This window comes from Mycobacterium heidelbergense, from assembly GCF_050205645.1.
GTDB lineage: Bacteria > Actinomycetota > Actinomycetes > Mycobacteriales > Mycobacteriaceae > Mycobacterium > Mycobacterium heidelbergense_A.
Genome location: NZ_JBNMQT010000010.1, coordinates 145,668 through 168,868, shown reverse-complemented (window position 1 = coordinate 168,868; position 23,201 = coordinate 145,668). Strand labels below are relative to the sequence as shown.

23 protein-coding genes are annotated in these 23,201 nt (G+C 68.8%); 11 read left to right on the top strand and 12 right to left on the bottom strand.

The annotated features are described in order from the left end of the window. Window positions 1-2: 2 nt before the first annotated feature. Entirely contained in the window at window positions 3-1,085 is a 1,083-nt protein-coding gene (locus ACQI5H_RS14085) for a Zn-dependent alcohol dehydrogenase (protein WP_427079963.1), read from the bottom strand. Between the two features lie 91 nt (window positions 1,086-1,176). Between ACQI5H_RS14085 and ACQI5H_RS14080 the strand changes: the two genes are divergently transcribed. Then, window positions 1,177-2,670 (top strand): aldehyde dehydrogenase family protein, encoded by a 1,494-nt coding sequence (locus ACQI5H_RS14080; RefSeq protein WP_427079962.1) that lies wholly within the window; start codon window positions 1,177-1,179, stop codon window positions 2,668-2,670. 215 nt (window positions 2,671-2,885) lie between these two features. Here the strand turns inward: ACQI5H_RS14080 and ACQI5H_RS14075 are convergent, their stop codons facing one another. Next, the gene (locus tag ACQI5H_RS14075; RefSeq protein ID WP_427079961.1) at window positions 2,886-5,552 is read right to left on the bottom strand and encodes an ATP-binding protein; all 2,667 of its coding nucleotides are present in this window, start codon (window positions 5,550-5,552) and stop codon (window positions 2,886-2,888) included. A 228-nt stretch (window positions 5,553-5,780) separates the two neighbouring features. On the opposite strand from ACQI5H_RS14075, the gene ACQI5H_RS14070 reads away from it, so the two are divergent. Beyond that, a complete protein-coding gene (locus ACQI5H_RS14070) occupies window positions 5,781-7,283 on the top strand; it encodes a molybdopterin-dependent oxidoreductase (RefSeq protein ID WP_427080010.1) in 1,503 nt (500 codons plus the stop codon). 3 nt (window positions 7,284-7,286) lie between these two features. Here the strand turns inward: ACQI5H_RS14070 and ACQI5H_RS14065 are convergent, their stop codons facing one another. The 3 genes from ACQI5H_RS14065 to ACQI5H_RS14055 form a co-directional block, all read right to left on the bottom strand. Next, a complete protein-coding gene (locus tag ACQI5H_RS14065; RefSeq protein WP_427079960.1) occupies window positions 7,287-7,487 on the bottom strand; it encodes a hypothetical protein in 201 nt (66 codons plus the stop codon). A gap of 22 nt (window positions 7,488-7,509) precedes the next feature. Beyond that, the gene (locus ACQI5H_RS14060) at window positions 7,510-7,986 is read right to left on the bottom strand and encodes a CAP domain-containing protein (protein WP_427079959.1); all 477 of its coding nucleotides are present in this window, start codon (window positions 7,984-7,986) and stop codon (window positions 7,510-7,512) included. A gap of 93 nt (window positions 7,987-8,079) precedes the next feature. Beyond that, window positions 8,080-8,640 carry a nuclear transport factor 2 family protein gene (locus tag ACQI5H_RS14055; protein ID WP_427079958.1) on the bottom strand — a complete coding sequence of 187 codons (561 nt, stop codon included), beginning with the start codon at window positions 8,638-8,640 and terminating at the stop codon, window positions 8,080-8,082. Between the two features lie 280 nt (window positions 8,641-8,920). Between ACQI5H_RS14055 and ACQI5H_RS14050 the strand changes: the two genes are divergently transcribed. Continuing rightward, window positions 8,921-9,682 carry an RNA polymerase sigma factor gene (locus ACQI5H_RS14050; RefSeq protein ID WP_427079957.1) on the top strand — a complete coding sequence of 254 codons (762 nt, stop codon included), beginning with the start codon at window positions 8,921-8,923 and terminating at the stop codon, window positions 9,680-9,682. Between the two features lie 35 nt (window positions 9,683-9,717). On the opposite strand, the gene ACQI5H_RS14045 is transcribed toward ACQI5H_RS14050, so the two are convergent. Further along, a complete protein-coding gene (locus ACQI5H_RS14045; protein WP_427079956.1) occupies window positions 9,718-10,341 on the bottom strand; it encodes an FHA domain-containing protein in 624 nt (207 codons plus the stop codon). A 186-nt stretch (window positions 10,342-10,527) separates the two neighbouring features. Between ACQI5H_RS14045 and ACQI5H_RS14040 the strand changes: the two genes are divergently transcribed. From ACQI5H_RS14040 to ACQI5H_RS14025, 4 genes are read left to right on the top strand one after another with little or no spacing between them, the layout of a single operon-like run. Beyond that, window positions 10,528-11,721, top strand: coding sequence for an amidohydrolase family protein (locus ACQI5H_RS14040; RefSeq protein WP_427079955.1), 1,194 nt, complete (start codon window positions 10,528-10,530; stop codon window positions 11,719-11,721). A gap of 10 nt (window positions 11,722-11,731) precedes the next feature. Beyond that, window positions 11,732-13,453 carry an N-acyl-D-amino-acid deacylase family protein gene (locus ACQI5H_RS14035; RefSeq protein WP_427079954.1) on the top strand — a complete coding sequence of 574 codons (1,722 nt, stop codon included), beginning with the start codon at window positions 11,732-11,734 and terminating at the stop codon, window positions 13,451-13,453. Further along, on the top strand, window positions 13,450-14,475 hold the full coding sequence (locus ACQI5H_RS14030) for a cytochrome P450 (RefSeq protein ID WP_427079953.1): 1,026 nt from the start codon (window positions 13,450-13,452) through the stop codon (window positions 14,473-14,475). Before ACQI5H_RS14035 ends, ACQI5H_RS14030 begins: the two co-directional genes overlap by 4 nt. Further along, on the top strand, window positions 14,364-14,663 hold the full coding sequence (locus tag ACQI5H_RS14025) for a cytochrome P450 (RefSeq protein ID WP_427080009.1): 300 nt from the start codon (window positions 14,364-14,366) through the stop codon (window positions 14,661-14,663). The genes ACQI5H_RS14030 and ACQI5H_RS14025 overlap by 112 nt, the downstream gene beginning before the upstream one ends. Before the next feature lie 6 nt (window positions 14,664-14,669). Here ACQI5H_RS14025 and ACQI5H_RS14020 read toward each other — a convergent pair whose 3' ends face one another. From ACQI5H_RS14020 to cobC, 5 genes are read right to left on the bottom strand one after another with little or no spacing between them, the layout of a single operon-like run. Continuing rightward, window positions 14,670-15,251, bottom strand: a complete 582-nt coding sequence (locus tag ACQI5H_RS14020; RefSeq protein WP_427079952.1) for a TetR/AcrR family transcriptional regulator C-terminal ligand-binding domain-containing protein — start codon at window positions 15,249-15,251, stop codon at window positions 14,670-14,672. A gap of 17 nt (window positions 15,252-15,268) precedes the next feature. Then, window positions 15,269-16,372, bottom strand: a complete 1,104-nt coding sequence (locus tag ACQI5H_RS14015) for a bifunctional RNase H/acid phosphatase (RefSeq protein ID WP_427079951.1) — start codon at window positions 16,370-16,372, stop codon at window positions 15,269-15,271. Then, window positions 16,369-17,106 (bottom strand): zinc ribbon domain-containing protein, encoded by a 738-nt coding sequence (locus ACQI5H_RS14010; protein WP_427079950.1) that lies wholly within the window; start codon window positions 17,104-17,106, stop codon window positions 16,369-16,371. The genes ACQI5H_RS14015 and ACQI5H_RS14010 overlap by 4 nt, the downstream gene beginning before the upstream one ends. Continuing rightward, complete coding sequence (locus ACQI5H_RS14005) at window positions 17,103-18,230, bottom strand: Nif3-like dinuclear metal center hexameric protein (protein WP_427079949.1); 1,128 nt, start codon at window positions 18,228-18,230, stop codon at window positions 17,103-17,105. Before ACQI5H_RS14005 ends, ACQI5H_RS14010 begins: the two co-directional genes overlap by 4 nt. Then, window positions 18,227-19,258, bottom strand: coding sequence for an Rv2231c family pyridoxal phosphate-dependent protein CobC (cobC, locus tag ACQI5H_RS14000; RefSeq protein ID WP_427079948.1), 1,032 nt, complete (start codon window positions 19,256-19,258; stop codon window positions 18,227-18,229). The genes ACQI5H_RS14005 and cobC overlap by 4 nt, the downstream gene beginning before the upstream one ends. 82 nt (window positions 19,259-19,340) lie before the next feature. On the opposite strand from cobC, the gene ACQI5H_RS13995 reads away from it, so the two are divergent. Genes ACQI5H_RS13995 through ACQI5H_RS13985 form a run of 3 tightly spaced genes read left to right on the top strand, consistent with a single transcriptional unit; the run spans window position 19,341 to window position 21,338 of the window. Then, window positions 19,341-20,018, top strand: a complete 678-nt coding sequence (locus tag ACQI5H_RS13995; protein ID WP_427079947.1) for an HAD-IA family hydrolase — start codon at window positions 19,341-19,343, stop codon at window positions 20,016-20,018. Continuing rightward, the gene (locus ACQI5H_RS13990) at window positions 20,011-20,502 is read left to right on the top strand and encodes a low molecular weight protein-tyrosine-phosphatase (RefSeq protein ID WP_427079946.1); all 492 of its coding nucleotides are present in this window, start codon (window positions 20,011-20,013) and stop codon (window positions 20,500-20,502) included. The genes ACQI5H_RS13995 and ACQI5H_RS13990 overlap by 8 nt, the downstream gene beginning before the upstream one ends. Then, on the top strand, window positions 20,502-21,338 hold the full coding sequence (locus ACQI5H_RS13985) for an SURF1 family protein (RefSeq protein WP_427079945.1): 837 nt from the start codon (window positions 20,502-20,504) through the stop codon (window positions 21,336-21,338). Before ACQI5H_RS13990 ends, ACQI5H_RS13985 begins: the two co-directional genes overlap by 1 nt. Here ACQI5H_RS13985 and ACQI5H_RS13980 read toward each other — a convergent pair. Beyond that, a complete protein-coding gene (locus ACQI5H_RS13980; RefSeq protein WP_427079944.1) occupies window positions 21,320-22,330 on the bottom strand; it encodes a cobalamin biosynthesis protein in 1,011 nt (336 codons plus the stop codon). The genes ACQI5H_RS13985 and ACQI5H_RS13980 overlap by 19 nt on opposite strands. A 52-nt stretch (window positions 22,331-22,382) precedes the next feature. Here ACQI5H_RS13980 and ACQI5H_RS13975 point away from each other — a divergent pair, with 52 nt between their 5' ends. Further along, window positions 22,383-23,198 carry an oxygenase MpaB family protein gene (locus ACQI5H_RS13975; protein ID WP_427079943.1) on the top strand — a complete coding sequence of 272 codons (816 nt, stop codon included), beginning with the start codon at window positions 22,383-22,385 and terminating at the stop codon, window positions 23,196-23,198. Window positions 23,199-23,201 lie beyond the last annotated feature (3 nt).

Genomic DNA, 23,201 nt, shown 5'->3' with positions numbered 1-23,201 from the left:
CTTTAGGCGAAGCAGACCACGCTGCGGGCGCCGCGCCCGGCGGTCATATCGGTGAAGGCCTCCTCGACGTCCTCGATGCCGATCCGCCGCGTCACCAGCGCCTCGAGGTCGAGGCGGCCGCGTTGGGCGAGCTCGGCGAGCACCGGGATGTCGCGGATCGGATCGCTGGCCCCGTAGACGCTGCCCTGAATCGTCTTGCCGTCAGCCATCAACGACAGCGCGGGAAACGTCACCTCCTCCGCGATGCCGGCGGCACCCACCAGGGTGACCCGGCCGCCGCGGCGGGTGGCCTCGTAGGCGGCGCGCATCGTGGCGGGCTTGCCGACCACCTCGATTCCGTGATCGACCCCGTCGCCGCCGGTGAGGTCGCGCACCGCCTTTGGAAGGTCGACGTCACTCGCGTCGACGGTGTCGGTCGCGCCGTTGGCCACGGCGGCTGGAAGCTGGGCGGCCACCCGGTCGGCTGCGATGATCGGCGACGCGCCCGCCAGCCGCGCCCCCTGGATCGCGGCCAAACCCACACCGCCGCAACCGATCACGAGCACACTCTCCCCCGGCCGCACGGCCGCCGTGCGCATCACCGCGCCGACCCCGGTGGTGACACCGCAGCCCAGCAGCGCCGCAAGGTCGAGCGGCAGCGACTCGTCGACCGGCACCACCGCCGCCGCCGGAAGCAGCGTCTGTTCGGCCAGCGACCCCACGCCCATGCCCGGCCACACCGGGCCGCCGGCGCTCTCGGCGTACGGATCGCCGTAGGCATGGTCGTAGCCGTGAGCGCAGAGCTGGGCCTCGCCGCGCAGGCAATGCGGGCATGCCCGGCAGGGCACATTCCAGGTCAGCACGACGTGGTCACCCGGGCTCACGGTGGTGACGTCGTCGCCGACCTCGGCGACGATGCCGGCGCCCTCATGGCCGAGCGTCGACGGCAGCAACGTCGGGATCGACCCGTCGCGCAGCGACAGGTCGCTGTGGCAGACGCCGCTGGCGCGCAGTTGGACCCGCACCTCCTGCTTGCCGAGGGGCCGTAGCGAGAGTTCCTCCACCGCGGTGGGCTGTCCGACCTCGCGCAGCACGACGGCTTTCACGGGACGGCCGCCTTCATCAAACCCATACTGTGATCCACGTCATATCGACTTACGATGGCGGGACATCCGCACCGGGTCAAGGGAGACGGGCATGACGGGATCAACGACGATCACGCGGGAAACCCACGCCGATCAGGCGGTACTGACGATTGGTGGCCAGGCGCAGCCGGGTGCCGCGGGAACCTACCCCGTCCACAACCCGGCCCGGCCGGCCGAGATCGTCGGCCACGCGCCCGCCGCCGACAAGGCCCAGCTCGACGCCGCGGTGTCGGCCGCACGGCGGGCGGCACCCGGATGGCGAGCCCTCGGCGTCACCGAACGCATCGCCGCTTTCACCGCCGCGGCCACCGCCGCCGCCGAACAGTTGGCCGCGCACGATGGCGCGCGCCTGTACACCCGCGAGCACGGCAAGGTGCTCTCCGAAGCGAATTTCGAGATCGACACCGGACCCGGGCTCGCCGCGCTGATCGGGTCGATGGCCGAGGCCGCGCTGGCGCCCGAGCAGATCGACCCGCAGTCGAAATACCCACGGCTGCACCGCGAGCCGTTCGGAGTGGCCGCGCTCGTGCTCCCGTTCAACTGGCCGCTGGCGCTGACGATGACGAAGCTGGCGTCGGCTCTGACCGCCGGTAACACCGCCGTCGTGAAGGTGCCGCCGAGCTGTCCCCTGGCGGCGCTCCAACTCGCCGGGGCGCTGGCGCAGGCACTGCCGCCGGGTGTGGTCAACGTGCTCGCGGGCCCGGGCAGTGAGCTCGCCCAGGCGCTGGTGACCCACCCCGGCATCGACCTGATCTCGCTGACCGGCGGCGTCGCCACCGGGCGGGCCGTCATGGCGGCCGCCGCGCGCCGGCTCACGCCGGTGTTGCTGGAGCTGGGCGGAAACGACGCCGCGATCCTCGCACCCGACATCGCGGTCAGCGACCAGCTGGTCGAGCAGCTGGTGACGGCGACCTACACCACCGGCGGGCAGGTGTGCATGGCGATCAAGCGACTGTATGCGCCCGCCGAACGCGTCGGCGAGCTGGCCGAGGCGGTGCTGGCGCGCTGCGAGCGGGAGGTGCTCGGGGACGGGCTCGCCGACGAGGTGACGCTCGGCCCGCTGCACACTGCCGCCGGCCGCAACCGCGTCACCGCGCTGGTCGCCGACGCCGAGGCGCAGGGCGCGACGGTGCGGACCGCGGGACACATCCGCGACGAGGACGCCGACGCGGGCGGCTACTTCGCGCTGCCGACCGTCGTCACCGATTTGGCGCCGGATTCGAAGTTGGCCACCGAGGAGCAGTTCGGTCCGGTGCTGCCGATCTTCGGCTATAACGCCATCGATGACGCCGTAACCGAGGCCAACGCAACCGAATTCGGCCTCACCGCGTCGGTCTGGACCGGCGACGACGCCCTCGCCGACCGCATCGCCGGGCAACTGGTGGCCGGCACGGTCAGCGTCAACTGCCACGGCCTGGCCGCCCAGGACCCGCGCCTGCCGTTCGGCGGCTGCGGACAGTCCGGCATCGGCCGGGAACTCGGCCTCGACGGCATCCGGGCATTCACCCAGCCGCGCACGTTCGTCCGGCACCCGGCCCCGGGCTAGTTTCGTTGTGCACCAAGGGCTTTAGGTGTGTACCCGAGGCGGAAATTCACGAAGTTCTCGCCTTGGATGCACACTGAAAGCCCAGACAGCACACCACCGTAAGAAAGGACATAGCCGCCTCCCTAGGCCGACAGCGATCTCCCGGTGATCTCGGGGAAAGGCCTACCGCGGGGCGGCCTTTCGGTCCCGACTTCCGCGGAAAGTGAGCGATTGGCCTATTTCGGGATCGCGTTCAGTTCTGTTCGGGCCTGGTCGATTTGGTCGTAGGCGTAGGTCACCATGGCGGCGGTGGTCATCGTCTCACCCTTGCGGGCGAGCGATTCGTAGGTCTGCTCGCCGAGCACATCGCGCAGGTGGGCAATCGCGGTGCTGAATTCGGGGAATGCCGACGCGGTGAAGGGACTGAGCGCGAAACCGGCGATGCTGGCTGCCGGTTCGAGGCATCCGAGGCGGTCGAGGAATACCGCGAGAGTTGCCAGGGCGATAGGGATGTAGGCGACGTTGCCTGAGTCGTAGAAGTTGCGGATCGCGAGAGTGATGTGATCGAGCGCCGCCAGCGGGTCGCCGTGTTCGGGCTCAAGCTGAGACAAAGCGGTCGCCAGCTGTGATTCGAAGAAGCGGTTGCCGCTCTCCTGGGCGATCACCAGGCCCCGGCGCAGGGCCGCCAGCGCCCCGGCGGGATCAGCATCGCCGAAAGCCCGGCCGTAGGCGCGAAGCGCGTTCGCGAGCGCATAGGGGTTGTGGGTGGCCTCGGCGGCGTCGATCAGCCCGTTCGCGGCGGCCCGCGCGTCCTCACCGGCCCCGGCAACCGCCAGTGTGGCGACCAGGGCTGCACGTGTGAGCGTATGGGTGTCGCGGCCGCGCGCGAGCTGGGCGCGGCACCACTCGACGCATCGTTCGGGCTGGCCGATAATCAGGTACACAGCGCCGAGCACCCCCTCGAAACCGAACGGCACCTCGCCGCCGCTGCCGATCACCGTCTGGCCGGCATCGGCGTAGCCGACAGCCTCCTCGATCCGTCCTACGACCCAACACAGCGACGCCAGCACGTACAGAGTCGCGAGCCGGGGATGGTCAACGGCGCGGGCGGGCTCGATGAGTTCCTCGGCCCAAGCGATCAGCTCATAATTGCCGACCAGATAGCCGAGCGGCGCGTAGGTGGCGATGGCGGCGGCATCGTCGAGGTGGCCGTGGTCGGCAGCCCACCGGAATGCGGTGCGCAGGTTGGCCAGTTCGAGGGTGAGCCAGGCGTAGGCCTGTCGCTGGCGAGGGCTGTCCCACAGAGCCAGGATGTCGGCTTCGCGTCCGGCGAAGTAGCGCGCGTGGGCGGCTCGAATCTCGAATGCTTCACCGCGGGCCGCGAGTTGTTCCTCGGCGAACTGGCGGATGGTCTCCAGCATCGAAAACCGGGTCCGCCCCGACGACCGGTCGGCCACCAGCAGCGACTTGCGTACCAGCGCATCAAGCAAATCCAGGGTGGCGAAGTCATCCTCAGAACCCATGACGGCGCAGGCACTTTGGAGGTCGAATCCCCCGACGAACACCGAACATCGCTCCAACAGCGGCCTCTCCGCGTCATCGAGGTGGTCATAGGACCACGCCACCGCATGGCGCAGGGTTTGGTGGCGTGCCAGGCCGCGCCGCGAGCCGACCAGTAGCCGAAACCGCTGATCCAGACGATCACGCACCTCGATCGTTGTCATCGATGCCATTCGCGAGGCTGCCAACTCGATCGCTAACGGGATGCCGTCGAGTCGGCGGCAGATTTCCACGACAGCGTCCGCCTCGCCGGGTTGGACCAACGAGAAGTCAGACACCACACTTTGGGCACGGTCGACAAAAAGGTTCACGGCGGCAGATTCGGTTCCGGAATCGACGTCCAGCGACGGGACTCGCCACGACTGTTCTTCGCTGACCCCTAATCCTTCGCGGCTGGTCGCCAGGATCGTCACGGTCGCCGAGGCGGCGAGGATCGCCTCAACCAGACCGGCTGCGGCGTCGATGACGTGCTCGCAGTTGTCGAACACCAGCAGCCGGATTCTGCCCTCCAGCGCAGCGGCCACGGACTCACTCACGCTCTTGCCGGGCTGTTGGACGATGCCCAGCACCGCCGCAACCGCGTCGGGCACCGCAGCCGGATCGGCGACCGCGGCTAAGTCGAAAAACCAGACTCCGTCCGGGAATTCATCGGCCAGCCGCGCGGCGACTTCGGTGGCCATGCGGGTCTTGCCGACCCCGCCCACGCCGGTCAACGTCATCAGCCGATGAGCCTTCACCGCGGCTCGCAGCTCGGCAACTTGGGATTCGCACCCGACGAAGCTCGTGGTCGGCGCCCGAAGGTTGCCCGGACTCGAATCCAGCGCCCGCAACGCAGGAAATTCCGCCTGTAGGCCCGCCGCTCGGACCTGGAACACATGAACCGGGGTCGGGACATCTCGCAGCCGGCGCAGTCCCAGATCGAGCAGATCAACACCGCTGAGAAGCCCCGCGGTCGAATCGGCCAACAGGACCTGACCACCGTGGCCGGCGGCCATCACCCGGGCAGCGCGATTCAGCACCACACCGAAGTAATCCCCGTCGCGCAACTCGGCTTCGCCGGTTGCCACCCCCATCCGCACCGGCAGCTCCAGCGCCCGCTGGGCGGCCACTGCCGCATCGACCGCGGACCTCGGCGAAGCGAACGCCGCGCATATGCCATCACCGGTGTGCTTGAACAGGAAGCCACCGTGCCCCTCGATCGCGGTGCGCAGCACTTCGTCGTGCGCCAACAGGGCCGCCCTCATCCCGTCCGCGTCTGACTCCCACCGACGGGTCGAACCCTCAATATCGGTGAACAAAAACGTGACTACGCCCGACGGCGGGTGCCCTGCGGACACCTGCACAGGATGTCACACAAGCCCATGTCAACGCTGCCAACCACAACGAACTTCGAGACTTTCGTATCTGTCTACCCCGAGACAAGCTGAGCTGGCCTCGACCGCCGGCATTGTGCCGCGGGTCGCCCCCCGCGTGCAGATGTCACCGGTTCGCCTGCACGGCAACGTGTTTGCCGGACGCGAGCGAAACGCGAGTACAGTGAGTCGATGGTCGTCGCCCCGTCCAATGCGCGGATGCTCGCCGGGCTCGCCGCCGCGTCCGTCTCGCTCGGGGTAGCCGAACTGGTGGGCATCCCGTTCGATGCGCGCGCCGGTGCGCGTGCTGCTATCGGCTCCGCGGCCATCGACCTGACACCGGGACCCATCAAAGAGTGGGCCATTCAGACCCTGGGATCTCAGGACAAATTCTTCGTGGCCGTCGTCGTGCTCGTGGCGATCGCCGCAATCGCCGCAATCGCCGGCACACTCGAGACCCCACGCCGCCCGTTTGGCAGCGCCGTGATCGCCGCGGCGGGGGTCCTCGGATGCATTGCGGTGCTGTCGCGGCCGGGTGCGACCGCGCTCGACACGGTCCCCACCGTCGTAGGCGCCGCCTGCGGCGTAGCGACCCTTCGCTTGCTCATCCGTCGATTCTGGCCAGACGAGAGCGACGCCGACGAGACGGACACCGGCAGGCGCAGGTTGGTGATGTTGGGAGTGCTCGGACTCGGGGTCGTCAGTGGCGTGGCGGGCGCGATCATCACGCGGTTGGCGCATTCGGTGGCAGCTGACCGCACCACCTTCGCATTTCCCCGCCCGCGCATACCCTCGCCGCCGATACCCGCCGACGTGCAACCGAACGGCGTTGCGCTGCCGAGCTTTATCACCGCCAGCGCCGACTTCTACCGGGTGGACACCGCGCTCATTGTTCCCCAACTCAGCCACGGCGACTGGCGGCTGCACATCCACGGCATGGTCGACCACCAAGCGACCTATAGCTTCGACGACCTCGCCCGCTTCGACGTCGTCGAAACGGTGACGACGTTGACCTGCGTGTCGAATCCCGTTGGAGGCAACCTGATTTCGACGGGCGTGTGGACGGGCTACCGGGTGGCCGACCTGCTGGCGGCGGCCGGCGTGCACGCGGACGCCGATATGGTGCTCTCGACGTCCATCGACGGGTTCACCGCGGGCACACCGGTGCAGGCGCTCACCGATGGCCGCGTCGCGCTGCTGGCGGTCGGCCTGAACGGTCAGCCGCTGCCAATCGAGCATGGCTACCCGGCCCGGCTGGTGGTACCCGGGCTCTACGGATACGTGTCGGCCACCAAATGGGTCGTCGACATCGAGCTCACCCGCTTCGACAAGGCGCAGGCGTACTGGACACGGCAGGGCTGGGCACCGCGCGCACCCATCAAGACCGAGTCGCGAATCGACGTGCCGAAAGGCGGCCAGAAGGTGCCGATGGGGCCGGTGGTCTTCGGCGGTGTCGCGTGGGCGCAGAATCGCGGGGTGCGGGCCGTGGAGGTCCGCATCGACGATGGCGCATGGCAGCCCGCGCAACAGGGCGCGAGCTACTCCAACGACACGTGGCGGCTGTGGAGCTTTCCCTGGCAGGCGAAAAGCCTTGGGAGACACACGATCACCGTACGCGCCACCGACAACACCGGAGCGACCCAGACGGAGGAGCTGGCTAGTCCCGTCCCGGACGGCGCCACCGGCTGGCACACGGTGGATTTCACCGTGGCGGCGACATGAGCATTACTTCGACGACAGTCTCCGCCAGCTGAACAACGCAATCACGAGGCCGATCAGCACGGTGATCGGACCGATGATGGACCAGGTCGTGGTGTTGCTCATCGGGCTACCACCAAGCACTCCGAATCCCTGCAACGCCCAGATCAGTCCGAACAGCGCGACGATCAACCCGAACGCGAACGTAACGACGAAAGTCCTTCTCATATACGGATGCTAAGCCCAGGCTTCAAGGACCCGCGAAGTCTCCGACGGCGGTCATCTTGTTGCCGTCCGAGGCGGTGGCGAAGCCGGCCGCGGTGAATGCGCAGTTCAAAATGATCGCTCGGTGCGCGGGACTTTCCATCCACAGGTCCAGCGCCAGGCTCGGGTTCGCCGCGGATCCGGTGCCCCAGTAGACGATCTCACCGGTATAGGTGGGCCGGTAGCCCGCATCCGTGATGCGCGCCTGCGGTGACGAGCCGTCCGATCCGATATGGCCCCCCACACCGCTCTTCAGCATGTCGTCGGCGTGCCGTTGCGCCGCGGCCGTCAAACGCGGGTCATCACCCAGCGCCCCGCATGTCTGGCGAACCCGGCTGACGCCGCTGTACACCGCGGCCCCTGAGTCGTCTGCGCGGGCGGCAGAACCAGCAACCGTGCCGAGGGCCGTAGTGCAGACAGTGCAGATCGAGAAGGCGGCGACGATCGTGACTTTCCTCGTCATGTTGCCTCTTGCCACGCACTCGCTCTGCTATTTAGCAAACAAATGCTATCCACTTTCGACAATGAAATGTCGAGAATCGCCAAGCCGGCGCTTTCAGCGTGCGCCGACGAAATCCCGGAACTTCTGCGGTACCGCGGAGGCCTCGACCTTCGTCAAGAAGTCTGGCGTCGTGACGGCGCTGTAGGTTTCCTCGCCGATGATGAAACCCTCGGCGTCGAACGGCCACACGATCAGCATGCGCAGCATCAGGACGTAGAAGCCGCCTTGATCATCGACGGGAAAGCCTCTCGATGCCGCGTCAGCCCCGTAGTAGAGCGAGCGGAAATAGCCTTCGGTGACGATCGTGTCGTCATCGACGACGATTCGGTCCATATCGAACTCGAGGAGCCACTGGCCACCTTTGACGATGGTGTCCTCGTAAAAGGTGCGAACCGCCTGCCGACCCACGGGGCTCATGTCGGCGGGTGCGCCCCAGGCGACGTAACGCGGGTTCGGGGCCAGCGTCGACATCACGCGGTCGAGATCCTGCTCGGCCTCGCCCTTCGCGTGATCCAGCAGCCGCTTGAGCATCAGCACGTGCCGTGGATTGGTCGTCCTGGCGATCCGCTCTTCGATAAGCCGGAACGTCTTGGTCGGATCGATGAGGTCGGTCATGTCGTTCCTTCCCGCGGGCGACCTGCCGAATTCTTCCACGCCGGCCCCAGGTGCCGGGGCTTTCATCCCACTGGGCGGTCGCACGGCGTGCACCTGCAGGAATGGTGCTCGGGTGTGCGCTGAGGGCGCCCTAGACGCACACTCGAGCCCCAGGCCGCACACTCGACGCCTCGACCGAACGGACCCTTACCAGACGGATAGGAAACCCTTCCCTTTCGGGAGTGGAATCTGGCTTTGCGGGTGATTACCAAACCATCGCGCATCGCCGAGCATTTCAGTCATGACATTGATGACCGCACCGCCGAACACCGACATCCTCAGCGACGCCGAACTGGCCCGCGCTGCCTCAGCCGGCGATCGCGCGGCGTTGGCGGGCCTCTACAACCGCTACGCCGGCCCGCTGCATGCCTATTGCACCGGGATTGTGCGCGATCGCTACGCCGCCTCCGACTGCGTGCAAGAGGTCTTCTGCATCGCGGCAACGGAGTTGCCGAAGCTGCGTGACGCGGACAAGCTGCGGCCGTGGCTCTATGCCATCGCCCGTCGCAGGGCGCTGCGGGTGTTATCCGAACGGCGCCGCGAATCCGCGTTCGACGAGTTGCCCGACAACGCGGCGACCGGCCCGGGGCCATTTACGTTGACGGCGCAGAACGAGCTCGCTCAACTGGTCGCGCAGGCGGCCCGCGGATTGTCCGACCGCGACCGGCACGTGCTGGAGCTTGTCTACCGCCACGGAATGACGGGAATCGACCTCGCACAGACGCTGGGCATCAGCTACGACTCGGCCAAGAAACTCCTACAGCGGCTGCGCGACACCGTCGAACGCTCATTGGGTGCGCTGTTGGTGGCCCGGCGCGCCGCCCAGAACGGGTGCCCGCAGCTCGTCGCGGACCTGGCCGGCTGGGACGAGCAGTTCACGGTCCTGACGCGGAAACGCATTGCGCGCCATATCGACTCGTGCGCCACATGCGACGAATACCGCGGCCGTGTCCTCAACGCCGTCGCCATCCTCGGCGGCGGGATCCTCGAAAAGGTGTCCTGATGACGACGCTGCCCGACGACCCGGCCGACAGCTCACTATCGCCGCGGACGGCGCTCACGCAGCATGGCGCGGTTGACGGCCCCGAGCCGGACGGCCGCGTTGGCCAGCCGGACTCGGCGGTCCCCTTCTGTGTGGATCCCGAATTTGTCGTACAGGTGCTGCAGATGCTGCTTGACCGCTGCTTCGGTCACGTATAGCTCCTGGGCGATCCGACGGACCGACGCAGGCTCAGGAAACGGGTCGTCGGTGACGAAGGGGCGACACAACACCTTCAGGACCTCGAGTTCGCGCGGCGTCATGCGCGGCGGCCGCAGGATGGATTTTCCGGTTTCCGTTTCTTGATCAGGCGGTGCCTCGTCAGCTTCCGCGCTCATCCAGAAGACCAACCGCGAACTGCCGAGCCGCAGTTCATCACCGGACCGCAGGATGCGTTCCGCGGCGATCTTTTCGCCGTTGACGTAGGTGCCGTTGCGGCTACCCAGGTCCCGCACCGACCAAGCCTGCCCGAAATTCTCCAAGACGGCGTGCACGCGTGACACCGTCGCGTCGTGTTCGAGCACCACGGCGTTGGTTAAGGCCTTGCCGAGGGTCACCCGTTGACCACTCAGCGCGATGAGCTCCCGTCCGGACGGTTTCCAGACTTCCAAATGGGAAGACATATAGACCTCCTATCAGCCCATTCTGACGCTCACGAGCTCGTCCATGCGCTAAGGGCGCCAAAAATGGCCGGATCGGCGCCCTAGACGGCGCACGACGGCCAGGCACTCGAGACCCGCAAGGCCAACTTTGCATTGATTGCATAGATAGCATTGACAGCGGGCCAAAACTGACCATAGTCATCAGGTATGGCGCTGCTGCCAGACCCAGATCCACGGCGGCGACAGCACGTGGTGATCTCGGTCGACGACCACGTCATCGAGCCACCCGACATGTTCGTCGGCCGGCTTCCCGCCGCGTTGGCCGACCGTGCGCCGCAAGTCGTCGAGACCGACGACGGGCGACAGGTATGGCGCTACGAGGACCGCGAGTACCCCAACATCGGGCTCAACGCGGTGATCGGACGGCCGCACGAGGAGTGGAGCATGGAGGCCGCCCGCTTCGACGAGATGCGGCGCGGCTGTTGGGATATCGACGCCCGCATCGCCGACATGGACCTCGCGGGCATCTGGGCGTCGGTGAACTTCCCGTCCCTGATCGCCGGGTTCGCCGGAACGGTGTTCTGGAAGAGCGACGATCTGGAGCTGGGGCTGGCAACGCTGCGGGCCTGGAACGACTGGCATCTCGAGGTGTGGGCCGGCAGCTACCCGGAGCGCATCATCCCGCTGCAGCTGCCGTGGCTCGCCGACCCGCAGCTGGCGCCCGAGGAGATACGCCGCAACGCCGCGCGCGGTTTCAAGGCGGTGAGCTTCCCCGAGCTGCCCGCGCAATGCGGCCTCCCCAGCCTGCACAGCGGCGTCTGGGATCCCTTCTTCGCCGCCTGCGAGGAGACGAACACGGTCGTGTGCCTGCATACGGGTTCCGCGCAGTGGGCGCCGATTCCAGCCCCGGACACCCCGTTCGAGACCATCACCACGCTCTTCCCGGTCAACGGGCTGGTTGCCTGCGCCGACATGCTGTGGTCCGGCATACCGGTGCGGTTTCCGCGACTGAACTTCACGCTGGCCGAGGGCGGACTGGGCTGGGCGACCATGCTCGGCGACAGGGCCGATTACGTTCTGGCGCACTCGGCTTCGGGCCACGAGGGCGGAGCCTGGCAGGGCGACCTGCTGCCCAGCGAGGTGCTGCGCCGCAACTTCTGGTTCTGCTCGATCGACGACCCGCACGCGTTCGGCGCGCTCGACGCGATCGGGACCGAGCGGATCCTCGTCGAGAGCGACTATCCGCACGCCGACTCCACCTGGCCCGACACCCAACAAGTCGTGGCGCGCAACGTCGCCGGTCTCTCGGCGGACGACGCGGCCCGGATCACCCATCGCAACGCGGCACAGCTGTTCCGCCACCCGCTTCCCGACGACGGGTGGCTGGCCGCGGCAGTGTAGGAGGCCCCCAATGCTCGACCTGCTGATTCGCGACGCCGAGATCGTCGACGGCACCGGCGCGCCCGCCCACCGCGGCGACGTCGGCGTCAGCAACGGACGGATCGTCGCCGTCGGTGCGGTCGATGAGCTGGCAGCGAAAACCGTTGACGCCCAAGGACAGACGCTCGCCCCCGGCTTCGTCGACCTGCACACCCATTACGACGCGCAGCTGTTCTGGGACCCGACCGCGAGCCCGTCGGTGCAGCACGGAGTCACCACGGTCTTCGGCGGCAACTGCGGATTCACGCTGGCGCCCGCGGCATCCGATCAACACGACTACCTCACCCGCATGCTCGCGCGGGTGGAGGGGATGCCGTTGGACGCGCTGCGGGCCGGGCTCGACTGGGGATGGGCATCTTTCGGCGACTGGCTGGACCGCCTCGACGGACGCATCGCCGTCAATGCCGGCTTCCTGGTCGGTCACTCGGCGCTGCGGCTGGCGGCGATGGGCGACGACGCCGTCGGCGGCGAGGCCACGCCCGAGCAGATCGACAACATGGTCGCGGTGCTGCACGACGCGCTCGCCGCCGGCGCGCTCGGGCTGTCCACCTCGCAGTCCCCCACCCACAACGACGGCTCCGGCCAGCCGGTGCCGTCGCGTGGCGCGTCGCGAGACGAGCTTGTCGCGCTGGCGGCCGGCCTGCGCGACCATCCCGGCACCACGCTCGAGGCCATCATCGCCGGCTGCCTGTCCGGCTTCAGCGACGAGGACATCGCGCTGCTCACCGACATGTCGAAAGCCGCCGACCGGCCGCTGAACTGGAACCTGCTGGGCGTGTCGGCGGCGAACCCGGACGGCCACGAAAGACAGTTGCGGGCCTACGAAGCCGCGGCTCAACGCGGCGGCCGCGTTGTGGCGCTGACACTGCCCCAAGCGATGAAGATCCGGCTGTCGTTCCTGTCCGGCTTCGTGCTCGACGGGCTGCCGGGCTGGCGCGACACGATGCATCTGCCGGTGCCGGAACGCCTTGCCGCACTTGCCGATCCGCAGGTACGCCGCCGCCTCGCCGACGGCGCCGCGTCGAAGGAGGCGGGCATGCTGCGCGGGCTGGCGCAATGGGATCGGCTGATCATCGTCGAGACGTTCGCGCCCGAGAACGCCCACGCGGCGGGTCGCAGCGTCGGTGAGGTGGCCGCCGCCCGGGGCAGCGAGCCCTTCGACACGTTGCTGGACATCGTGATCGCCGACGAGCTGCGCACCGGGCTCAGCCCGCCGCTGACGGGCGACGACGCGGCCGACTGGCGGTTGCGCGCCCAGGTGTGGCGCCACCCGGGTGCGGTGATCGGCGGCTCGGACGCCGGAGCGCACCTCGACATGATGTGCGGCGCGATCTACACGACGGCGCTGCTGGGCCGCGGCGTCCGCGAGCACCAGGTGGTGACCCTCGAGGAAGCCGTTCGGTTGATCACCGACGTGCCGGCCCGGTTCTACGGGCTGACCGAACGCGGCCGCATCGCGCCCGGCTGGCACGCCGACCTGGTGATGTTCGATCCCGCGACCATCGACCATGGACCCGAGCGCACGCGCTACGACCTGCCCTCGGGCGCACCGCGCTTGGTTGCCGACGCCGATGGCATCACCTCGGTGCTCGTCGGCGGTGTGGAGGTATGCCACGACGGCGCCGCCACCGGTGCCATGCCCGGCACCGTGCTGCGCTCCGGACGTGACACGCAGACCGTCACGGCCTCATGAGCCACGCGACCGACGAATTCGACCCGGCCGAGCTGCAAACCGGGCTGCTCATGCAGGTCGAAAACGTGCACGAGCGGCTGCGCGAGGCCCGCGAGCGACACCGCGTGATGTGTGGAAATCCCTTCGGGGAGACCAGTTCCGGGCAGGTTGGCGATCTCGGGGTAACCGTGCTCGGCTACGACGAATGCCAGACGGTGCTCACGCATCCCGACACCTTCTCGTCGTCGGTCTACGACCAGATCATGGGGCCGGTCATGGGCCGCACCCTGCTCGAACTCGAAGGGGCCGAGCATCGGGCCAGCCGGGCGCTGGTCTCGCCGTCGTTCCGCACGGTGTTGCTGGAGCGGTGGCGCGGTGAGCTGGTGGAGGTGGTGGTCCACGAGCTGATCGACCGGTTCGCGCCGCGCGGGCGGGCGGAGCTGGCCCGCGAATTCACCTTCGCGTTTCCCGTCCAGGTCATCGCGCGGATCATGGGCCTGCCGCGGCAGGACTATCTGCGATTTCAGCGACTGTCGATCGAGTTGCTCAACGTGGTCTACGACTGGGATCGCGGGCTCGCCGCATCCGCCTCGCTGAAGGCCTATTTCGGGGAAGTCCTCGCCGAGCGGCGGCGCCGCCCACAGGACGACCTGATCAGCACGCTGGCGGAGTCGGAGATCGACGGCACGCGGCTCACCGACGACGAGATCTTCGCGTTCTTGCTGCTGATCCTGCCCGCGGGCGTCGAAACCACCTACCGGGCGTCGGGCAACCTACTGGTCGCGCTGCTCACGGAGCCGGCGCTGATGGATGCGCTACGGGCGGATCGCGGCATGCTCCGCGGCGCTTTCGAGGAAGCGTTGGCTGGGAGCCGCCGATCACCACGGTGGTGCGACGGTCCATCCGCGCCTGCGAGCTGGGCGGGGTTGCGATCCCGACGGGCACGCATGTCAGCGTCAGTGTCGCGGCCGCCAATCGGGACCCGGCGCGTTACCCGGACCCGGACCGATTCGATCCCACCCGCAGGAACATCGCACACCTGACGTTCGGCGGCGGCCCGCATCTCTGTCTGGGCATGCATCTGGCGCGGATGGAAGCGACGGTGGCCATCAACGCGCTACTGGACCGGCTGCCGGACCTGCGGCTGGATTCCACCGCTCCGGCACCGCGCGTCGTGGGGGTGGCGTTCCGATCGCCGGCGACGCTGCCCGCCGAGTTCACGCCCGCCTAGCGCCGCCTATTTTCGCGCCAGCGCATGCCACGCCATGTCGACGATGGCCTCGCAATAGCGGTCGTCGACGGGCACGTCGGAGTAGAGGGCACGAACGTTGAGCGGCGCCATCACGATCTGCACCGCGGCCAGCGTGTTGACGCCCTCGCGCAGTTCGCCACGTTCCCTGGCACGGTCAATGACGGTGCGGCCGAGTGCAAAACGTGCCCGCCACAACATCCTTCGGGTCTCCTCGTCGTGATGTCCACCATGGTCCATGGCCAGGGCCCGCAGAAACGTGCGGCCCTGCGCGCTGTTGATCCGATCGGTCAGCTTCCGGGCCAACATCAGCAGGTCTCCGCGCAGCGAGCCGGTGTCCGGCACCGAACTGAAGGTCTCCGCATCGGCAAGGGCCGCATCGACGATCAGTCGTTGCCGGTCGCCCCAGTAGCGCTGGATCATTGCGGGATCGAGGTGGTGACGCTCGGCCATGGCCTCGATGCTGAACCGCTCCACACCCCAGCGGGCCAACTCGTCGAGTGCGGCCGGCATCACCCGCGCCCGGATGTCGGCGGGAACAGACTCATCCAGTGATCGAGACGGCTGCATCGATGTCTCCCTACCGCCTAGAGATAGCCCGTCTGGTTGACCAGCCGCACCGACGACGCGCCATCGGAATAAAACTCTGCGATGCTCAACGACGCCAAGTCAAGATGCAGCCGGTACAAAACGCCCGGGCCGGCGTCCAGGGCCAGACGCAGCAGCATCTTGATCGGCGTCACATGCGACACCACCAGCACCGTCGCGCCTTGGTGCGCGGCGACGATCCGTTCCCGCACCCGGCACACCCGATCCAGCACGCCGTCGAAGCTCTCGCCGCCCGGCGGCAGACTGCTGGTGTCACGCAACCAGCGGCGGTGCAGCTCCGGATCATGTTGGGAGGCCTCGGCGAACGTGAGCCCCTCCCAGGCCCCGAAGTCGGTCTCGATCAAATCGTCGTCGACGGTGACATCCAGGCCCAGCGCCTTGGCGGCGGTCGCCGCCGTGTCGTAGGCGCGTTGCAGCGGGGACGACAGCACGGCGGCGATCCCGCCGCGTTCGGCCAAATATCGCGCCGCGGCCTGCGCCTGCTGGCGGCCCACCTCGGTCAGCGCCGGGTTGCCCCGGCCCGAATACCGGCGCTCCACCGACAACTCGGTCTGTCCGTGCCGCAACAACAGCAGGCGGGTCGGGGTGCCGCGGGCACCGGTCCACCCCGGCGCCGTTGGAGTTTGGGCCGCAACGGTTTTCGCGGGTTCGGCAACCGGCGGTTCCTCGGATTCGATACCGGCCGCGGCGTCCATGGCCTCGTTGGCCAGCCGGTCCGCGTGCGTGTTGCGGGCGCGCGGGACCCACGCGTAGGTGATCCGCTCGAACCGCGTTGCCAGCTTTCGGGCCTGGGCGTGCAGCTCGATGAGGTCGGGGTGTTTGACTTTCCACCGACCCGACATCTGCTCGACCACCAGCTTGGAATCCATGAAGACGGCGGCCTCGGTGGCCCCCAGCTTCGCTGCGTCGTCCAAACCGGCTATCAGGGCCCGGTATTCGGCGACGTTGTTGGTCGCCCGGCCGATGGCCTGCTTGGTCTCGGCGAGCACCGCGGAGCGGTCTTCGGCCAGCACCACCGCGCCGTATCCGGCCGGCCCGGGATTGCCACGCGACCCGCCGTCGGCTTCGATGACGACTTTCACTGCTCGAACCCCTTGACCCGCAACAGGATCGCACCGCATTCCGGGCACCGCACCAGTTCGTCCTCGGCGGCGGCCGAGATGCGGGACAGCTCGCCGCGCCCGATCTCGATCCGGCAGGCGCCGCAGCGGTGACCGAGCAACGGCCCGGCACCCGGCCCGCCCCCGGCGCGCTGCCTTTCGTACAGCGCGGACAGGGCGGGGTCGAGCGCCGCGGTCAACGTGTCGCGCCGCGACGAATGTTGCTGGCGGGCCTCGTCTATTTCGGCCAGCTCAGCATCCAATTCCCGCTGGACGCTGACCAGGTCGGCTTGCAACGCTTCGATCGCCCGCTGCTCGGTGGCCAGCTGGGCCTGCAACTCCTCGCGGCGCTCCATCACCTCCAGCAGCGAATCCTCCAGGCTGGTCTGGCGCCGCACCAGCGTCTCCAATTCGTGCTGCAGATCCGACAATTGCTTCGCATCGGCCGCACCCGACTTGAGCAATGCGCGGTCGCGGTCTTCGCGCTGGCGTACGGCGTCGATCTCGGACTCGAGTCGCGAGACCTGGGCGTCCAAGTCCTCCACCGCCATTCGGATAGCGGCCAGCCGGTCACTGGCGGCGTCGTGCTCGGACTGCATCCGCGCATACGCCTCCCGCTGCGGCAGATGGGACGCACGGTGCGCGATGCGGGAGAGCTCGGCGTCCAGCTTCGACAACTCGAGTAGCGAAATCTGCTGCGCTACTTCGGCTTTCATGAACCATCTCCCCCAAGATTCCACGGGTCGGTGCGCAGGGTGCTCACCCGCACCGGCAACTCCGCACCGAAACGGGACCGCAGCAGGTCGGCGGCCTGCTCGCACCACGGGAATTCGCTGGCCCAATGCGCGACGTCGATCAGCGCGACGTCCGAGGCCCGGCGATGCTCGTCGGCCGGATGATGCCGCAGATCGGCGGTGACATAGGCCTGTACGCCCGCGCCCGCCGCGGTGGTCAACAGCGAGTCCCCGGCTCCGCCGCACACGGCGACCCGCGTCACCGCCATCTCGGGGTCCCCCGCGGCGCGCACACCCCAGGACGTCTGGGGCAGCGCCGTGGCGACGCGGGAGACGAAGGCGCGCAACGGTTCCGGTCGCGGCAGCGTGCCGATGCGGCCCAACCCGGCGTCGCCGGGCGGGGGCACCAGCGCGAAGATGTCGAACGCGGGCTCCTCGTACGGGTGGGCGGCGCGCATCGCCGCCAGCACCGCCGCCCGGGCGCGCGCCGGCGCGACGACCTCGAACCGGTCCTCGTCCACCCGCTCGACAGTGCCGACGCTGCCCACCGCGGGCGTCGCCCCGTCGTGGGGCAGGAACTGCCCGATGCCGCTGACGCTCCAGCTGCAGTGCGAGTAGTCGCCGATGTGGCCGGCGCCGGCGTCGAATACGGCCGCCCGCACCGCGTCCGCGTTCTCGCGCGGCACGTAGATGACCCACTTGTCGAGGTCGCCCGTCATGGACAACGGCTCGAGCACCGCCTCGACGGTGAGACCGAGCGCGGCGGCCAGCGCGTCGGACACGCCCGGCGACGCCGAGTCGGCGTTGGTGTGCGCGGTGAACAGCGCACGCCCGCTTCGGATCAGCCGGTGCACGAGCGCGCCCTTCGGGGTGCTGGCCGCGACCGTATCGACCCCGCGCAACAGCAGCGGGTGATGGGCCAGCAGCAGGCCTGCGTCGGGAACTTCGTCGACGACCGCCGGAGTGGCGTCGACGGCGACGGTCACCGAGTCCAGCGCATCGTCGGGGTCACCGCACACCAGGCCAACGGAATCCCACGGCTGGGCAAGGCGCGGCGGGTAGGCGTCGTCCAGCACATCGATGACATCGGCCAGCCGCACACTCACGGCCGCACCTCGTCGATCGTCTCGACCAACCGCGGCCATTCGGGACGCACCGCCGCCCGCAGATACTCCTCGCCCAGGCCCACGAAGGTGTCGCAGCGGCGTATCGCAATCCCCTTGTGCTGCAGATGCTTTCGCAGTGTGACCGCATCGGGCCTACGGAACAGCACGAACGGCGCCCGGCCGTCGACCACCTCGGCGCCCACCGCTGTCAGACCGGCCACCATCTGCGCACGCAGCCGCGCCAGCCGCAGCGCATCGGCCGCCGCGTCGGCGACGGCTTCGGCGGCGCAGCAGGCAGCGATGGCGGTCAATTGCAGCGTGCCCACCGGCCAGTGCGCACGCCGGGCGGTCAGCCGCGCCAACACCTCCGGCGGCCCGAGGGCGTATCCCACCCGCAAGCCGGCCAGGGCCCAGGATTTGGTCAGGCTGCGCAGCACCACCACGTCGGGCAGCGCGTCCCCGGCCAGCGACTCCGGCTCGCCCGGAACCGAGTCGGCGAACGCCTCGTCGACCACCAGAATGCGTCCGGGCCGGCGCAACGCCAGCAGCCGCTCACGGGTGTGCAGCACCGACGTGGGGTTGGTCGGGTTGCCCACCACCACCAGGTCGGCGTCGTCGGGCACGAGGGCTCCCGCCAACCCGAACGGCGGCTCCAGCACGACGTGATGCACCGGCACCCCCGCCGCGGACAGCGCCACGGCCGGCTCGGTGAACGACGGCGCGACGATCACCGCCCGCGCCGGATGCAGGTTGGGCAATAACGCGAACCCCTCCGCCGCACCGGCCAGCGGCAGCACCTCGTCGCGGGCCCGGCCGTGGCGCTCGGCGACGGCGTCCTGCGCCGCGTGCAGGTCCTCGATGCCGGGATAGCGCGCCAGATCCGGCAGCCGCGCGGCAAGCCGCCGTATCAGCCATTCCGGCGGTTGCGCGTGACGAACGTTGACGGCGAAATCCAGCATCCCCGGCGCGACGGCCTGATCACCGTGGTATCGCCCGGCACCAAGCGGGCTCGGATCCAGACTCGCCATCAGTGAAACACTAGTGCGCCGCCGCGGCAGCGTGGCGGGAACACCGTCACACCACGGCATGCCCATCTAGGACAATGGTGACGTGACAGGCACAGTCCCGGCCGATTGCCCGGCGCCGCAGCTGGTGATCTTCGATCTCGACGGCACCCTCACCGACTCCGCGGAAGGGATCGTCGCGAGCTTCCTGCACGCGCTCAGCCACATCGGCGCTCCGGTGCCCGAGGGCGACCTGGCCGCGCAGATCGTCGGCCCGCCGATGGACGACACGTTCCACGCGATGGAACTCGGCGAGCACGCCGACGCGGCGATCGCGGCCTTCCGCGCCGAGTACGGCGCCCGGGGCTGGGCGATGAACACGCTGTTCGACGGGATTGCCACCCTGCTGGCCGATCTGCACGCCGCCGGTGTCCGGCTGGCGGTGGCCACCTCGAAGCTGGAACCGACGGCGCGGCGCATCCTCGCCCATTTCGAGCTCGACCGGTATTTCGACGTCATCGCCGGTGCGAGTCCCGACGGATCCCGCAAGACCAAGGAGGAGGTGCTGGCGCACGCTCTGGAGCAGCTGCGCCCGCTGCCCGACCGGGTGCTGATGGTCGGCGACCGCAGCCACGACGTGGACGGGGCGGCCGCGCATGGGATCGACGCCGTGGTGGTCGGCTGGGGCTACGGGCGGGCCGACTTCACGGAAACAGGCGGGCCCGCCGTTGGCGTGACGCACGCCGCCACCATCACCGAGCTGCGGAGGGCGCTGGGTGTCTAGACCGTTGCACGTGACCTTCGTCTGCACCGGCAACATCTGCCGCTCACCGATGGCCGAGAAGATGTTCGCCGAGCAGCTGCGGCGGCGCGGCCTGGGCGACGCGGTACGGGTGACCAGTGCGGGCACCGGCGACTGGCACATCGGCAGCTGCGCCGACGAGCGCGCCGCCCGGGTGCTGCGCGCGCACGGCTATTCCACCGACCACTGCGCCGCACAATTCGGCACCGACCACTCGGCGGCCGACCTGGTGGTGGCGCTGGGCCGCAACCATGTCTGGATGCTGCAGCAGCTGGGAGTCGACGAGAGCCGGATCCGGCTGCTGCGGTCATTCGACCCGCGCTCGGGGGCCTATGTCCCCGACGTCGACGACCCCTACTACGGCGACCACGCGGACTTCGAAGAAGTCTTTGCGGTCATCGAAGCCGCCCTGCCCGGCCTGCACGAGTGGGTCGACGAGCAACTGGCGCGAAACGGGCACGGTTGATGCCCGGTTTGAAGGGGAGGTTGGCGTTTCTGCTGCGGCCCGGCTGGATCGCGCTGGCCCTGGTGGTGATCGCCTTCACCTACCTGTGCTTCATGGTGCTCGCGCCGTGGCAGCTGGGAAAGAACACCCGCACGTCGCGGGAAAACCGCCAAATCGAGTATTCCCTCAACACCGCACCCGTTCCGCTGAAAACCTTGTTGCCGCAACAGGATTCGTCGGCACGGGATGCGCAATGGCGCAGGGTGACCGCAACCGGCCACTATCTGGCGGATGTTGCGGTGCTGGCCCGGCTGCGGGTCATCGAGGCCGAGCAAGCATTCGAGGTCTTGGTGCCGTTCGTTGTCGACGGCGGACCCACCGTGCTGGTGGACCGCGGCTATGTGCGACCCGAGGAGGGTTCGCATGTGCCGCCGATCCCGCGGCCGCCGGCGGAGACGGTGACCATCACGGCGCGCCTGCGCGATTCGGAGCCCCTCGTGCAGGGCAAAGACCCCTTCACCAGAGACGGCTTCCAGCAGGTGTATTCGATCAACACGCAACAGGTTTCGGCGCTGACCAAAGTCCCGCTGGCCGGCTCCTACCTGCAACTGGTCGACGACCAACCCGGCGGGCTAGGTGTGATCGGCGTGCCGCGCCTGGACGCCGGGCCGTTTTTGTCCTACGGCATTCAATGGATTTTGTTCGGCATCCTGGCGCCGATCGGGCTGGGCTATTTCGCCTATTCCGAGATCCGCGCCCGGCGCGCGGAAAGGCAACAAGCGCCCGTCGCTGAAAGCTCCGAAAGCCCGACCACTGTCGAGGAAAAACTCGCCGACCGCTACGGCCGCCGGCGGTAAACGCTTTCAGTGTGCGCTAAGGGCGCCCTACGCACACACTCGACGCCGCTGACGCACACTCGATGCCAAAACAGACCCACGAGTAGGGCCGCGGCCACCTGCACTGCCCGAGACAGCGTCGCCGCGCGCCGCAGGTCCGCGACCGTAGGCTGCGGGCCGTCGCCCAGGGTCGGGCGGATCTGCAGCTCATGGCGGTACTGGGTGGGCCCGCCGAGCCGCACGCGCAGCGCCCCGGCGAACGCCGCCTCGACCACGCCGGCGTTGGGGCTGGGATGACGGGCCGCGTCCCGGCGCCAGGCTCGTAGTGCACCCGCCGTCGACCCGCTGACGAGCGGCGCGCACAGCGCCACCAACACGGCGGTCACCCGAGCAGCCAAGTAGTTGGCGACGTCGTCCAATCGCGCTGCGGCCCAACCGAACCGGATATACCGCGGTGAGCGGTGGCCGATCATCGAATCCAGGGTATTGACCGCGCGGTACGCCAGCACCGCGGGGGCGCCGCCCACCGCCGCCCACAGCAGCGGCGCCACCTGGGCATCGGACGTGTTTTCCGCGACCGATTCCAGCGCCGCGCGCGTCAGGCCCGGGCCGTCCAGCGCCGCCGGATCGCGCCCGCACAGCGACGGCAACAACCGTCGCGCTCCTTCGATATCGCCGCGTTCCAGCAGCCGCGACATCGCCGTGCCGGTGCGCGCCAACGACGTTCCGCCCAGCGATATCCACGTGGCGGCGGCGGTGGCGGCGATCGGCCACAGCCCACCCAGGCGGACCGCGGCCCGGTCGACCGCCGCGCCGAGCAGCGTTGCGGCGCCGACCGTCAGGCCCACGTGCAGCGCGCCCGCGAGCTTGGTGTCGCGGTACGTGGCGCCTTCCACTCGTGCGGCCGCCGTGCCGAAGAGCGCGACCGGATGCCCCCGCTGGGGGTCGCTCAGCGCGAGGTCGGCCACGTAGCCGGCCAGCACGCCGGTGACGCGGGCCCGGGTCGCAACCATTCCGGCAGCGTCTCACACGTGGTCTACTCGATTGCATGAGGCGAGTTCCGCGATGAAGCGGCCCGCGACCCGGATCGCCGACCTGCTGAATCCGGCGGCGATGCTGTTACCGGCCGCCAACGTGATCATGCAGCTGTCGCTGCCGGGCGTCGGTTACGGCGTGCTGGAAAGCCCGGTGGACAGCGGCAACGTCTACAAGCATCCGTTCAAGCGAGCTCGCACCACCGGCACCTACCTGGCGGTGGCGACCATCGGCACCGAATCCGACCGCGCGCTGATCCGCGGCGCCGTCGACGTCGCACACCGGCAGGTGCGGTCGACGTCGTCAAGCCCGGTGTCCTACAACGCGTTTGACCCCAAGTTGCAGCTGTGGGTGGCCGCGTGTCTGTACCGCTATTTCATCGACCAGCACGAGTTCCTGCACGGGCGGCTCGACGACGCCACCGCCGACGCCGTCTACCGCGACGCCAGGCGGCTGGGCACCACGCTGCAGGTGCCCGAGCGCATGTGGCCGCCGGACCGGGTCGCGTTCGACGAGTACTGGAAACGCTCGCTCGACGAGCTGCACATCGACCCGCCGGTCCGGGAGCATCTGCGTGGGGTGGCGTCGATGGCATTCCTGCCGTGGCCGGTGCGCACGCTGGCTGGGCCCCTCAATTTGTTCGCGACGACGGGATTTCTGGCGCCCGAGTTTCGGGCGATGATGAAGCTGGACTGGTCGGAGAGCCAGCAGCGACGATTCGAATGGCTGCTGGCCGCCCTGCGGCTGGCCGACCGGTTGATTCCGCACCGAGCGTGGATCTTCGGATACCAGCTCTACCTGCGGGACATGCGATCTCGCGCACGACGCGGCCGGCGCATCGTCTAGGGC